11 protein-coding genes are annotated in these 12,627 nt (G+C 66.5%); 3 read left to right on the top strand and 8 right to left on the bottom strand.

Going from position 1 to position 12,627, the window contains the following annotated elements; genetic code table 11:
- Positions 1-21: 21 nt before the first annotated feature.
- Together OSH05_RS12105 and OSH05_RS12100 are read right to left on the bottom strand one after the other, a co-directional pair.
- Positions 22-1,080, bottom strand: a complete 1,059-nt coding sequence (locus OSH05_RS12105; RefSeq protein ID WP_266352290.1) for a substrate-binding domain-containing protein — start codon at positions 1,078-1,080, stop codon at positions 22-24.
- A gap of 162 nt (positions 1,081-1,242) precedes the next feature.
- Positions 1,243-2,025 carry a GntR family transcriptional regulator gene (locus OSH05_RS12100; protein WP_266352289.1) on the bottom strand — a complete coding sequence of 261 codons (783 nt, stop codon included), beginning with the start codon at positions 2,023-2,025 and terminating at the stop codon, positions 1,243-1,245.
- 190 nt (positions 2,026-2,215) lie between these two features.
- Here OSH05_RS12100 and OSH05_RS12095 point away from each other — a divergent pair, with 190 nt between their 5' ends.
- Positions 2,216-2,995 carry an SDR family NAD(P)-dependent oxidoreductase gene (locus tag OSH05_RS12095; protein ID WP_104219608.1) on the top strand — a complete coding sequence of 260 codons (780 nt, stop codon included), beginning with the start codon at positions 2,216-2,218 and terminating at the stop codon, positions 2,993-2,995.
- Positions 2,996-3,048: 53 nt separating this feature from the next.
- Here the strand turns inward: OSH05_RS12095 and OSH05_RS12090 are convergent, their stop codons facing one another.
- The gene (locus OSH05_RS12090; RefSeq protein ID WP_104219607.1) at positions 3,049-3,735 is read right to left on the bottom strand and encodes an E3 binding domain-containing protein; all 687 of its coding nucleotides are present in this window, start codon (positions 3,733-3,735) and stop codon (positions 3,049-3,051) included.
- Positions 3,732-6,173, bottom strand: a complete 2,442-nt coding sequence (locus OSH05_RS12085; protein WP_266352288.1) for a thiamine pyrophosphate-dependent enzyme — start codon at positions 6,171-6,173, stop codon at positions 3,732-3,734. The genes OSH05_RS12090 and OSH05_RS12085 overlap by 4 nt, the downstream gene beginning before the upstream one ends.
- Before the next feature lie 176 nt (positions 6,174-6,349).
- Here OSH05_RS12085 and OSH05_RS12080 point away from each other — a divergent pair, with 176 nt between their 5' ends.
- Together OSH05_RS12080 and OSH05_RS12075 are read left to right on the top strand one after the other, a co-directional pair.
- Positions 6,350-6,934 carry an SDR family oxidoreductase gene (locus tag OSH05_RS12080; RefSeq protein WP_165801611.1) on the top strand — a complete coding sequence of 195 codons (585 nt, stop codon included), beginning with the start codon at positions 6,350-6,352 and terminating at the stop codon, positions 6,932-6,934.
- 4 nt (positions 6,935-6,938) lie between these two features.
- Entirely contained in the window at positions 6,939-7,817 is an 879-nt protein-coding gene (locus tag OSH05_RS12075) for an aldose 1-epimerase (RefSeq protein WP_266352286.1), read from the top strand.
- A gap of 19 nt (positions 7,818-7,836) precedes the next feature.
- On the opposite strand, the gene OSH05_RS12070 is transcribed toward OSH05_RS12075, so the two are convergent.
- The 4 genes from OSH05_RS12070 to OSH05_RS12055 all read right to left on the bottom strand — a co-directional run bounded on the left by OSH05_RS12070 (position 7,837) and on the right by OSH05_RS12055 (position 12,415).
- The gene (locus tag OSH05_RS12070; protein ID WP_104219604.1) at positions 7,837-8,613 is read right to left on the bottom strand and encodes an SDR family NAD(P)-dependent oxidoreductase; all 777 of its coding nucleotides are present in this window, start codon (positions 8,611-8,613) and stop codon (positions 7,837-7,839) included.
- Positions 8,610-10,184, bottom strand: coding sequence for a sugar ABC transporter ATP-binding protein (locus tag OSH05_RS12065; RefSeq protein ID WP_104219603.1), 1,575 nt, complete (start codon positions 10,182-10,184; stop codon positions 8,610-8,612). Before OSH05_RS12065 ends, OSH05_RS12070 begins: the two co-directional genes overlap by 4 nt.
- A 96-nt stretch (positions 10,185-10,280) precedes the next feature.
- Positions 10,281-11,258: a sugar ABC transporter substrate-binding protein gene (locus OSH05_RS12060; protein WP_104219602.1), complete on the bottom strand. Its 978-nt coding sequence runs from the start codon at positions 11,256-11,258 to the stop codon at positions 10,281-10,283.
- Between the two features lie 101 nt (positions 11,259-11,359).
- Positions 11,360-12,415: an ABC transporter permease gene (locus tag OSH05_RS12055; protein ID WP_104219601.1), complete on the bottom strand. Its 1,056-nt coding sequence runs from the start codon at positions 12,413-12,415 to the stop codon at positions 11,360-11,362.
- Positions 12,416-12,627 lie beyond the last annotated feature (212 nt).

The raw sequence follows: 12,627 nt of genomic DNA, 5'->3' as shown, positions 1-12,627 counted from the left end.
GCCGGCTTTTCCCTCCGCCGTTCAGCCGGCGGCCTCTTCAGCCGTGATCTCGACCCAGTCGGGCGTGATCGGCAGCGTCAGTCCCGGCGGGCGATCCGGCCAGGCATTCTTGCCGATCTCGATCTTCTGGATCGTGGCGGTCGGGTAGAGTTCCGACTTCCAATCCCCGCCATTGGTGGCGAGGAAATCGCCATTCACGAGGATGTGCCGATCCGCCGGCTTCGGCTTGCCGTCGAGAATATCGACGGCGAGCTTGATCGCCTCGGACGAGAGAAAGGCCGGGTTGGAGCCGAGGATACAGGCGGCGCCTTCCGTCTGGGCGCAGGTCGTCGCAGCGACATTATAGGAGAATGCCGTGACGGGAACGACCTTGCGGCCAGCGTCCTGCAGCGCCTTGATGGCGCCGGAGCCATAACCCTGCGTCAGGATGCCATCGACTTCGGGATGGGCGGCGAGCAGGCTGGCGACGCCCGCCTGCTCCGGTCCCAGCGCGTATTCGCCGTTGTAATTGCCGATGACCTCGATATCCGGATATTTCTTCAAGACGTCGAGATAGCCCTTCTCGAGCTGGGCCGAGATCGGCGCGCCGGCGAGGCCGCGGTCGACGAAGACCTTGCCCTTGCCGTTCAACTGCTTCGCCATCCATTCCGCCAGCACGGCGGGGATGCGGGTCCAGTCGGATTCCAGCGCATAGGCGCAGGGCTCGCTCACCACCTGGTCGAAGGAGATGACGACGATGCCGGCATCGCAGGCCTTCTTGATGGTCGGATTGAGCGCCTCCGCCGAGGCCGCGTCGATCAGGATCGCGTCGGGCTTGGAGCGGATGATGTTATTCAGCGAATTGATCTGCGCCTGGACCGTGCCTTCCGCATTCTCGATCTTGAGATCGACGCGGCCGGCAAGCGGACCCTTCTTCACCGACACCTCGGCGACGCGCTCCATCTGCTGGCGCCAGTCATTGCCGATGAAATTGTTGGAGAGATAGATCTTGTAGGTCTTGCCCTCGGCCGACGCCGGCGGCGCCGCGGAGAGCGCCATAGCCGCAACGGCCATGACGGAGAGAATGGCTCCTCGCTTCAATTTTTCCTCCCTTGAAGCTGTCCTAAAGGCGTTCATCCGACGCTCATTGGGTGGCGACGGTGTATGGTAACGCTATCATGACTCCCAGCAGGCGCCTACGGCAATCTGCCAAGCGCCAAACATCATCATGCTATTATAATCTTATGGTCGAGTCGATAGCGCTTAGACGAGGTCGTTCGGCGCATCGTAAGAGAGGCTGAACAGATCGGCGCGGTTGCGGTTGATGGTGAGTTCGACCGGCTCGCCATCGGCGGAGCGGTACAGCATCTCGATCACCAGGATCGGCCCGCCAACCTCATAATCAAGCGCCTCGGCCAGCTTCTCGTCGGCGACGTCGGCCCGGACCGTGATCTTCGCCCCGGAGAGCTTGATGCCGAGATGGCGCTGCACCGCGCGGAAGACGACGACATCGTCGAAATCGGTGCGCTTCAGACGGGCACCCACGGCCGGCGGAAAATAGAACGTCGTCTGGCCGGTCGGCACGTCCTTCATGTAGAGCGTGGCGCGGAGGCAGGGCAGCGCCTCCTCGACCGGCAAGCCGAAGGCCTTGCTGGCCGTCGCCGAGCGCTCCTTGCGATAGGAGTGAATCTCGAGCCGGCGATCCTTTGTCGACGCGGCGATCTCAGCGAAGCTCTTGAACGCGAAACTCCCCCCGTCACCAGCCTCGGGCGCGGTGACGACAGCTGGCTTCGCCGCGCGCTTCTTGATCAGCCCCTCGCTCTCCAGGTCGCGCAGCGCCTGGCGGACGGTGATCAGGCTGACGCCGAACCGGATGGCGAGATCCGCCTCCCGCGGCAACGAAGCGCCGGCTTCGAGCTCTCCGGCAGCGATCGGAGCGCGCAGGATCGCGAGCAACTGACGGTAAAGCGGCCCGTCGTCGCGCGACAGGATGCGCGGCGGAAAGACATCGGCGAGATCCGAAGCCTCGACGATATCCTCGACCACCTCTTGCTTTCGACTGCCAGACCTCAAGCCGCCTCCAGAATCGCTGTTTCCTCCGGGAACTTACCGGAATTGGCGCGCGGGACCAAACCGCCGGATCGCGCTATCGGCGATTGCCCAGGCGTACCCATCGATTATAGTATCATAATAGAAAGAAAATCGACTCCGCGCCGGCGGAGCGGGTGGAGGTACCATGCAGTGCGATCTTTCCGGGCGCGTCGCCTTCGTTACCGGCGCTGCGGGCGGCATCGGCCGGGCCATCGTCGACAGGCTGGCGGCCAATGGGGCATCGATCGTCGTCGCTGACGTCAATGCCGAAGGCGCCGAGGCCGTCGCCGCTTCGCTGCCGCGCGCCATGGCCGCCGTCGTCGACATTCGCGACGAGACGGCAATCGACCGTGCCGTCGAGCGAACGATCGAACGGTTCGGCCGCCTCGATATCCTGATCAACAATGCCGGTGTCAACACGCTCGCCCACCGCGTCGACATCGACGCCTTCCCGACCGAGGAATGGCATCGCATCATCGGCATCGACCTCGACGGGCTTTTCCTGATGAGCCGCGGCGCGCTGAGGCCGATGCTGGCGGGCGGGCGCGGCGGCCGCATCGTCAATATCGGCTCCGTGGTCGGGCTCGCGGCGATGCGCCTGCAAAGCCCCTTCGTCGCCGCCAAGGCCGGCATCATTCATCTGACGCGGTCCATGGCGCTCGAACTCGGGCCCAAGGGCGTGCTGACCAATTGCGTGGCGCCCGGCTCGGTGATGACCGAGGGCACCAAGCAGCTCTTCTATGGCGAGAGCGGCAAGTTCCATGACAAGGCGGCCGCCTTCATGCGCCACGTCCCGCTCGGCCGCCCCGGCACGCCCGCCGAGATCGCCGAGGCGGTGCTGTTCCTGTCATCGCCCGAGTCGAGCTATGTGAACGGCCAGGTCCTGACCGTCGATGGCGGCTGGACCGCCGGCTACATGATATAACAGCAGGGAGCGGCTTGCTTCACCTCCCCCTCGGGGAGAGGTGAAAGTCCGGCCTACACCAGCAATCGCAGCGGATTCTCCAGCGCCGCGCGGAAGGCTGACAGAATCCGTGCGGCTTCCGCTTCCGGGATCGTCGCGCTGTCGTGCACGAGCATCGCCTCGGCGATCTCCGTGTCGTTGGCTGCAATGACCAGGATGCGCAGGTCGCAATCGGCCGGAAGCGGGCCCGCCACCGGACGTACCCCGGACAGGTGCAGCCGTGACAGGACGAGCGGATGGCCGGAAGGCGTTCCGTTCCCGGCGGCGGCGAGACGCGCGATCTCGGACGGCGCCAGACGCGCCGGGGCGGTGATGAGCGTAGCGGTCCCGTCTTCCGCCACCAGCCGCAAGCTCTCGCCATAGCTGCCGGCGGCGCTCGCCGCCGCCTTGGCCAGAAACGCGTCGAGCGGGACATCGGTACCAGAAGCGGCGATCAGATCGCGCAGCGGCGTCAGCACGATGCTGGCCGAGAACGCGCCCAAGGCCCTTGGCATTGCAGAGGACGGGACACGATCGGCGACAATCGCCGGGGCGGGAACCGGCCCCGGCCGCGAAACCGCGACGGCCTGCAAAGGCACATCGGCGGCCACGATGCGCCCGTTGGGTCCGCTGCCGGAAAGCTCGGCGAGCGCGATGCCACGTTCGCGGGCGAGGCGCCGCGCATAGGGCGAGGCAGCCTTGCGGGAGGCCGGAGAACTCATGCCGACGCTCCCGGAACAACGCTGCCGATGCGCCCGCCCATCGGAACGACGGCGCCTTTTGGCTGTTCGATCGGCCCAAGCTTGCCGGCGACCGGCGCCTCGATCTCGACCACCGCCTTGTCGGTCTCGATTTCCGCGACGATCTCGCCGGCCTTGACGAGATCGCCCTCAGCCTTCAGCCAGCCGACGATTGTGCCTTCGCTGATGGTGAGATCGCCAAAGGGCATGGTGATCGGCTCTCCGCCCAAAGCAGCGGCGGGCGCCGCAGCAGGGAGAGGGGCACTGGCGGCCGGCGCCGGGGCGACGGGCGTCGCGACCGGAGGAGGAGGAGCGGAGGACGCCGCCGCGCGGCTGCCGAGGTGCCGCCAGTGCCTGGGTACCGGCGAGGTGCCGGAGAGGACGCTTCTGGCCCCGGCGACGATCTTGTCGGCGTCGACCAGCATGGCGCGTTCGAGCGCAGGAGCGAGCGGATGGGGCTGCGCCTCGGTATGCAGGCGGCCGACCGGGCCGTCGAGCTCGTCGAAAGCCAGTTCGTTCATCGCCTGCGCCACCTCGGCGCCGACGCCGAACGCGCCCCAGCCTTCATCGACGACCAGCAGGCGATGCGTCTTGGCGACGCTCGCCGCGACCGTGCCGACATCGAGCGGCATGATGGTGCGAAGGTCGATCACTTCGGCCTCGATGCCTTCGGCCGCAAGCTTTTCAGCCGCCTCCAGCGAACGGTGCACGAGCTGTCCGGCCGATACGATGGTGATGTCGCGGCCCGACCGGGCAATGCGCGCCAGGCCGAACGGCACAAAATGCTCGCCCGTCGGCACCTCGCCCTTGGTGGCGAACAGCGCCTTCGGCTCCAGCATCAGCACCGGGTCACCGGCGCGGAGCGCCGACTTCATCAGCCCCTTGGCATCGGCCGGGGTCGAGGGCATGCAGACGATGAGGCCGGGAATGTGGGCCCAGGACGGATGATAGGTGCCGCTGTGATGCGGCCCGGCCGAGCGCACGGCGCCGGAGCCGACGCGCACCACGACCGGCGCATTCATCTGCCCGTTCGACATGTAGCGAAGCTTCGAGGCCTGCAGGACGATCTGCCCGGCCGCCTCGAACAGGAAATCGGCGAACATCAGATCGGCGATCGTCCGTGCGCCCGTAGCCGAGGCGCCGATGGCGGCGCCGGTAAAGCCCTGTTCCGAGATCGGCGTATCGACCATGCGCTTGCCGCCGAACTCGGCATAGAGGTTCTTGGTATGCGCGAAGGTGCCGCCGCGCTCGCCCGTACCCTCGCCGAGATAGAGCAGATGCGGATTGCGGCGCATCTCCTCGGCGATACCGTCGCGCACCGCATCCAGCCAGCTCTGGGTCTGTGTTGCGGTCGGGACCGACTGGATCAACGCCTCCGGCGGATTGATCGGCTCGGCGAAGACATGCAGGCCGGACGTGGCCGCGTCGGGCTCCGGCGAATTGCGGGCAAATTCGAGCGAGGTCTGCACGACAGCGTCGATCCGCGCATCGATCGCGTCCAGCTCATCCGCAGACGCAATCCCGAAATCGTCGGTCAGACGAGCGCGGAACGTCGTCACCGGATCGCGCGCGGCCCAGGCGTCGACCTCGGCCTGGGTGCGATAGGTGCCGGTGACGGGATCGCCCTCATGGTGGCCGACCGTCCGGTAGGTCTTCGCTTCGATCAGCGTCGGCCCATCACCGGCGCGCGCACGGGCCGTGGCGGTCGCCATGACCTGCCAGACGGCGATGACGTCGTTGCCATCGACCGCGACGCCGGGAATGCCATAAGCGGCGGCCTTGGAAGCGATTTCGGGGTTCAGCGTCGCCGAGGCGAGCGGCGTCGCCGTCGCATAGAGATTGTTCTCGCAGACGAGGACGGCCGGCGCCTTTTGTATGCCGGCAAAATTCAACGATTCATGGAAGCCGCCATGATTGGTGGCGCCGTCGCCGAAAAAGGCGACGCCGATGCCATCCAGGCCCCTGGCGCGGCTGGACATGCCGACCCCGACGGCATGGCTGATGCCGGCCGCGACGATGCCGTTGGTGCCGAACAGGCCGACCGAGCGGTCATAAAGATGCATGGTACCGCCGCGCCCGCCGCAGCAGCCGTCGCGCTTGCCGAAGAGCTCGGCCATCAGGATGTTCGGATCCATTCCCTTGGCAAGCGCGTGGCCATGGCCGCGATGAGTCGAGGTGATCCAGTCGGTCGGGCGTAGATGGGCGCACACGCCAACCGCGGTCGCTTCCTCACCGATATACAGATGTAGGAATCCGGGCGTCTCGCCCTTGCGGCAGGCTGTCTGCGCGACACTTTCGAAGCGACGCAACAGCACCATGCGCTCATAGAGATCCAGGAGGGCGGTTCGCGAAAGCTCCGCGGGCAGCGAGCCCGCCTTGTCGGCCTTGGCCTTGCGGCCCGATGCGGCTGCGCTCATCATTCCTCCCTTATCTCCGCGTTGCCGCGGCGGCGCGTGACCCATGAACGACATGGACACGCACTCAATAATTATAATAGCATGATGTTATGTTATCGACCGGCGGCTTGCCAAGCGCAAATCTTGGTGAGCCAGGATCTCGCAAGCGAAATTGCGGAGGCGGTCGCGGGAGGAATGAGATGAAGATCGACCTCGCCGGCCGAACGGCCGTGCTCGCGGGCGCATGCCACGCGATCGCCGATGCCGCGGCCACCGGGCTGGCTGCCAACGGCGCCAGCCTGTCGGTCCATGGCGAGGGCCGGCCGGCGGGCGTGCCCGATATCCTGCTGCTGTCGCATCCGCTGGATCTCGGCTCGCATGACCCTGAGCCGCTGGCGACGCTCGCCCGCGATACTGCCGCCGAAATGGGCCGGCGCGGCGCGGGCCGGATCATCCATATCGTTTCCGCCATCGGCCTCGTCCCGATGCGCCGGTACGAGGCCGCATCCGCGTCGATGGCCGCCGCGATCGCCGGCTTGCGCGCCCTGGCCATGCAGGCAGCACCCAAAGTGCTGGTCAATGCGGTGGCGGCTGGCTTCGTCGATGCGTCGGATGGCGCCGCCGATCCGGCGATGCTGAGCCATATTCCGCTCGGGCGGGGCGGCGCGGTCGATGAGGTCGTGAATGCGATCCTCTTCCTTAGCGATCCCATGAACAGCTATACGACGGGGCAGGTGCTCGCCGTCGATGGCGGCTGGACGACAGGCTATGGCCGGAACTTCTGAGCCCATGATGATCGAACTTCGCGCCGGCGACCTCCAACTCGGTCTCGTCCCGGAAATCGGCGGGTCCATCGCCTATCTCCGCTGGCGCGGCATCGACCTGATGCGCCCGCTGACGGCAGAAGCCGAAGCCGCTGGCGACGTCCTCGGCGTCGCGAGCTTCCCGATGATTCCCTATGCCAATCGCATCGACGGCAACCGCTTCGTCTTTGAAGGCCGCGAATACCGCGTCGAATCGAACAACCATCCGGAGCGCTTCAACGTCCATGGATCGGGGTGGAAATCGGCCTGGACCGTTCTCGATCACACGGAAAACTCCGCCCGCCTGACGCTCGATCATGGCAGCACGAACGATCCTTACGACTATCGCGCCAGCCAGATCTTCCGCCTCTCGCCCGAGGGGCTCGAACTCGAGACGGCGATCGAGAATACCGGCACCCGCGCCATGCCCTTCGGCTTCGGCCATCATCCCTGGTTCATCCGCGACGACGACGTGACGCTGACCTTCCGGGCCCGCGATTTCTGGCTGGAGGCCCCGGACGGCGTCGCCGGCGACCGCATCAGCCTGCCGCCCGAGCTCGATTTTTCACGCGGCGCGCCACTGCCCGGAAGCTGGCGCAACAATAATTACGGCGGCTGGGACGGCGTTGCCGAACTCCGCTGGCCGTCACGCGGCGCCGGCCTGCGCATCGAGGCCGACCCCGTCTTCGGCAATCTGATGCTCTATGCCGATCCGAAGAAGAACTTCTTCTGCCTGGAACCGCAGACCAACGTTCCCTGCGCGTTCAACAAGGCGGAGGCCGGCGAGACGGGTCTCGGCACGATCGTGCTGGCGACGGGCGACCGCGCAGGTGGGACGATCCGGTTGACGCCGTTCGCGGTGTAGGGGCGGCGCGAACGCGCCCCTACAACAAGAGCGCCGTCAGCCCGCCGTCGACAACAAACCCGCTGCCCGTGACGAAGGACGCGTCCTCCGAGATAAGAAACCCGATCGCCTTGGCGAGTTCGGCCGGATCGGCGACGCGGGGCACCTTCCGCTCGTCGAAATAGAGACCGGCGGCCTCGACCTTTTCGCGCGCGTCCGGCGCCTCGCCGAGCGTCATGCGGGTCGCGACCGAGCCGACGATCACCGCGTTGACGCGGATGCGGTCCACCGCATAGTCGAGCGCCATCTGCCGGGAGAGGCCGAGCACCGCCGCCTTGGTCGCGGCATAGGCCGGGACACCGGGGACGGTGGCGAGCGCATGCACCGAGGCGAGGTTGACCACGGACCCGCCGCCTGAGGCGCGGATATGCGGAAGGGCCGCGCGGCAGACGCGGAATATCGCGGTGAGATTAACGGCGAGTGTCAGGTCCCACTCCGCATCGGTAACGTCTTCGAGACGCTTGCCGGTCGCATAGATGCCGGCGCAATTGACGACGGCGTCGAGCCGCCCAAAAGCCTTGACGGCAGATCCCACGGCCGCGCGCACCGCCGCATCGTTGGTGACATCGCCTTCCTCGAAGATGAAGGCGCAGCCTTCCGCCGAGATGGAGCGATCGAGCTCCCGGCCCTCGGCGCCATCGAGCCCGAATCCATAGATGCAGGCGCCTTCACGCGCGAGATATTCCGCCGTGGCGCGGCCAATGCCGGTCGCCGCGCCGGTAATGAAGATGCTCTTGCCGGCGAACTTTCCGCTCATGCCCGCGCCCCGGCGCCGGCGGTAGCCCGGCTCGTCGCCGCCTGAGCCGCCGCGACGGCGCGCAGCACGCGGTCCTCGCTGCCCTCGGCCCGGCCGAACTCATCGACGATCCGGCCATCGGCAACGACGAGGCAGCGATCGGCCAGCCCGATCACCTCCTCCAGTTCCGAGGCAACGACGATCAGCGCCACGCCCGTCTCGGCCAGATCGACGATCAGGCGATAGATCTCGTGCCGCGTGCCGGCATCGACGCCCTTGGTCGGCTCGTCGAGCAGGAGGACGCGCGGCGCGCTCATCAGCACGCGGGCAAAGAGCAGTTTCTGCTGGTTGCCACCGGAGAGATGCGCGACGGAGGCCTGCGGCGAGCGCGCCTTGACGTTGAGCGCCCGCATCGCCGCCAGGACGGCGCTTTTTTCCTTGTCGCCGCGCACCATGCCATGGGCCGAGAGCGGACCGAGATTGCCGATGGTGATGTTGGCGCCAACCGGCAGGTTGAAGAGAAGGCCATCCTGCTTGCGATCCTCGGTCAGGAGCGCGATGCCAGCCCGCCTTGCATCGCGCGCGGCTCGGATCGGCACGCTCTGGCCGGCGAGACGGATCTGGCCGGTGAACGGGATGCGGCCATAGATGGCATGGAGAATTTCGGTGCGTCCCGAGCCGAGCAGGCCGGCGAGCCCGAGAATCTCGCCGGGGCGCACATCGAACGAAACGCCGGAGACGCCCCGATTGACGCCGAACCGCCCGGCGACGGCCAGATCGCGAACCGAAAGCAGCGGCGCGGCGCCCCCCGGCGGCGCCTCGTGATGCGGATAGAGCCGTTGGAGCCGCTGGCCGGACATCGCGAAGATGAAGCGGTCGGCGTCGAATTCGGATCGCTCGATTTCCGCCGCGACGCGTCCATCGCGTAGCACCGTGGCGCGGTCGCAGAGCGCCAGCACTTCCGGCAAGCGATGGGTGATGAAGATCATGGTGCGGCCCTGCGCGCGGAGCCGCCTCAGCACAGCAAAAAGCCGGTCGACTTCAGCGCCGGAGAGCGATGCAGTCGGCTCGTCGAGCATCAGCACCCGCGGTGAGAAAGAAAGGGCCCGGGCGATCATCACGAGATGGCGCTGGGCCGAGGTCAGGCTGGCGACCAGCGCGCGCGGATCGATCGACAGGCCTAGATCGCGGAAAAGTTCCCGCGTCCGCGCTTCGAGCGCCCGTTGGCGAACAAGCGGCCCCTTGCCGAGCCCCGTCTGGCCGGCAAAGACATTTTCCGCCACGCTCAGTTGTTCGAGGACCTCGATTTCCTGCGGCACATAGCCGACGCCATGGGCGCGCGCGTCCGAAGTCGAGCCGAAGCGCACCGGCTTGCCCTCGATGGCGATATCGCCGGAGAAGGACCCATCGGCATGGACGCCGTTCAGAATCTTGACCAGCGTCGACTTCCCCGCGCCGTTCTGGCCGAGCAGTGCATGGATCTCGCCCGCATGAACCGTGACATCGACGCCCCGCAGCGCCTGGACGCCGGAGAAGCTCTTGACGATGTTGCGGCACTCGATGACGGGATGAAGCCCGGTCACGTCCACCATTTTCGGTCCTGCCTCGCTCCCCATGGACGCCCAAGCCTCCGCTTCCCCGCCGTCATCCCCGGGCTTCCCCGAGGATGACGGACGAGGGTTAGCGTCTTACTGCCCGGCGCTGTCGAGCATTTTGTAGTAGGGATCGAGGTCGGCGGCGGTCAGGACGGAAGCCGGCAGCGGGTTCAGATACGGAACCGTCTTGCCCTCGGCCAGATCATTGGCGAGTTCCGCCGTCTTGGCGCTTTCCTCATAGAGCGGCTGTGCCACGACGCCGAACGCCGCGCCCGACTTAACGATATCGAGGTTCTGGCGGATATAGTCCATGCCGATGATGACGAGGCCTTCGCGGCCGGCCTTGCGCGCCGCGCCCGACCAGGTCTGGATACCATTGCCCGTCGTCGAGAAGGCGGCGTTGACGTCCGGATTGCCTTGCAGCAGCGCGACGGCCTTGCCCTCGGCGGCAGACGGCTCGAAGCCTTCCATCTGCGTATCGAGGATCTTGATGTCCGGGAACTTCGCGGCCATCGTCTTGCGGAACGAGTCCGACATGACGTTCTCGGTGTCGTTGGACGAGCCCTGCGTCAGGGCGATCGTGCCTTTGCCACCAAGCTTCTCGCCCATGGCGATCGCGGCGGCGTTGCCGGCGCTAGGAATATCCTCGCCCGTCGCGGCCTTGAGACCCGGAACGCTGCCTTCGGCCGGCAGCACGTGCCAGGTCACGACCGGAAAGCCTTCCTGTCCGAGCTTGCCGATGAAGGGATAGATTTCCGGGCCGGGGCCATAGACGGCGATCGCATCGAACTTGGTGCGGGCCATGGCGGCTTCCGCCAGAGGGATCGAGGCAGGGACATCGTAATTCGTGGCGCTCGGATTGCCGACCACCTCGCAGGTGTCGCCGAGTTCCTTGCACTTGGCGAGGAAGCCCGCCTGCATCAGCCGGTGCACCGGGTGATCGCGCATCGGCTGGACCCAGAGAATGTTCTTGCCGGCAGCGTTGCTGATCGCCGTGCCGCCGGCGAGTGCCGCCGTGGCGGTGAGTGCGATGAGCAGCGCCTTGCCGAGCGCCGTCTTGTGGTTCGTCATGTCAGTTCCTCCCTCTTCGATTGCCGGCATTTGCCGGTCTCTCATGCCGGTCCTGGACCGGAGTCGATGGCCTGCCGAGGCGCTTTCACCTTCGGTTCCTGTCAGGCCGGATTGCCGCCCGATGGCTCGCTCGCCGGCTGCGCGCTGGAGCCGGCGATGAAGTAGCGGCGGCGCAGCACGTCGAGCCCGACCGCGATCACCATGATCAGGCCGACCGCGATCTGCTGCCAGTTGGCATTGACGCCGATGACGACGAGACCGGAGGTGACGACCTGCAGCAGCAGGATGCCGATAAGACCGCCCGCCATCGTGCCCGCGCCGCCGAACAGGCTGACGCCGCCGACGACAACGCCGGCAATGACGGTCAGCTCCCAACCGGAGCCGATCGACGTCGTGCCCGACGCCAAGTCGGCCATGACAAACATGCCGGCGACCGCGGCGAGCATGCCGACGACGATGAAGGCGCCGATCTTGTAGCGGGCGGTATCGATGCCGACGAGGCGCGCGACCTCGGGATTTCCGCCGGTCGCATACATGTTGCGGCCGAGCACGGTGCGGCGCAGGACGAAATCGGCGGTCACTGCGGCGACGACGAAGAAGACGAAGCTCCAGCCAAGGCCGAAGACGAAATCGGCCATGCCGATCTCGCTGATCACTTTCGGCAGCGGATAGACCGGATAGCCATTGGTCACGACCTGGATGAGTCCCTGGCCGATGAACAGCATGCCGAGCGTCTGGATGAAAGCCGGGATCTTCAGCTTGACGACCGCGAGGCCGTTGACGAGACCGACGCCGCCGCCGACTAGAACGCCGCCGAGAAGCGCAAGCGGAACGGGAAGCGCAAGCGCCGTCATCAGCTTGGCACTCGCCACGGCGGAGAGGCCGGCAACCGCGCCGACGGAAAGATCGAATTCGCCACCGACCAGCAGGATCGTCTGGCCGATCGCGATGATGCCGACGAAGGAGACGACCCGCAGAATGGCGCGCACGTTGCGCTCGGAGAGGAAGGCCGGCTCCATCGCATAGAAGAAGATGACGATGAGAATGAGCGCCAGCAGGACCCCCACCTCGCCGACCGCGACAAACCTCGTCAACCGGTCGCGCAGCGCACGCCCCGACCCTTCCGGCGCGGCTTCCCGCGCGGCGGCTCTATCCATCTTTTCCTCCTCCGCCACAGTCACCCCTCCTCGGATGATCCGGACGACACCCTTCTTACCGGGCTTATTCACATAACATCATGCTATTATATTTTTATCAACAACGAACCGCTGCGGCGCCGTCGTGACGCACCCACAGGCGCCGCCGGTACGCCCTCGCGAGGTGACCCGCGACGGCAGCCCGCCCTCGGACTATGCTTCCGCGAGGATTC

The sequence above is a fragment of the Kaistia algarum genome (assembly GCF_026343945.1).
GTDB lineage: Bacteria > Pseudomonadota > Alphaproteobacteria > Rhizobiales > Kaistiaceae > Kaistia > Kaistia algarum.
The sequence above is the reverse complement of the archived record's forward strand: the minus strand, read 5'-3'. Positions and strand labels throughout refer to the sequence as shown.

Excerpts from the sequence above, each read along its gene's own strand:
- OSH05_RS12075 (WP_266352286.1), top strand. The coding sequence starts at position 6,939 with ATGATGATCGAACTTCGCGCCGGCGACCTCCAACTCGGTCTCGTCCCG.
- OSH05_RS12080 (WP_165801611.1), top strand. The coding sequence starts at position 6,350 with ATGAAGATCGACCTCGCCGGCCGAACGGCCGTGCTCGCGGGCGCATGC.
- OSH05_RS12095 (WP_104219608.1), top strand. The coding sequence starts at position 2,216 with ATGCAGTGCGATCTTTCCGGGCGCGTCGCCTTCGTTACCGGCGCTGCG.
- OSH05_RS12090 (WP_104219607.1), bottom strand. The coding sequence starts at position 3,735 with ATGAGTTCTCCGGCCTCCCGCAAGGCTGCCTCGCCCTATGCGCGGCGC.
- OSH05_RS12060 (WP_104219602.1), bottom strand. The coding sequence starts at position 11,258 with ATGACGAACCACAAGACGGCGCTCGGCAAGGCGCTGCTCATCGCACTC.
- OSH05_RS12085 (WP_266352288.1), bottom strand. The coding sequence starts at position 6,173 with ATGATGAGCGCAGCCGCATCGGGCCGCAAGGCCAAGGCCGACAAGGCG.
- OSH05_RS12065 (WP_104219603.1), bottom strand. The coding sequence starts at position 10,184 with ATGGTGGACGTGACCGGGCTTCATCCCGTCATCGAGTGCCGCAACATC.
- OSH05_RS12055 (WP_104219601.1), bottom strand. The coding sequence starts at position 12,415 with ATGGATAGAGCCGCCGCGCGGGAAGCCGCGCCGGAAGGGTCGGGGCGT.
- OSH05_RS12070 (WP_104219604.1), bottom strand. The coding sequence starts at position 8,613 with ATGAGCGGAAAGTTCGCCGGCAAGAGCATCTTCATTACCGGCGCGGCG.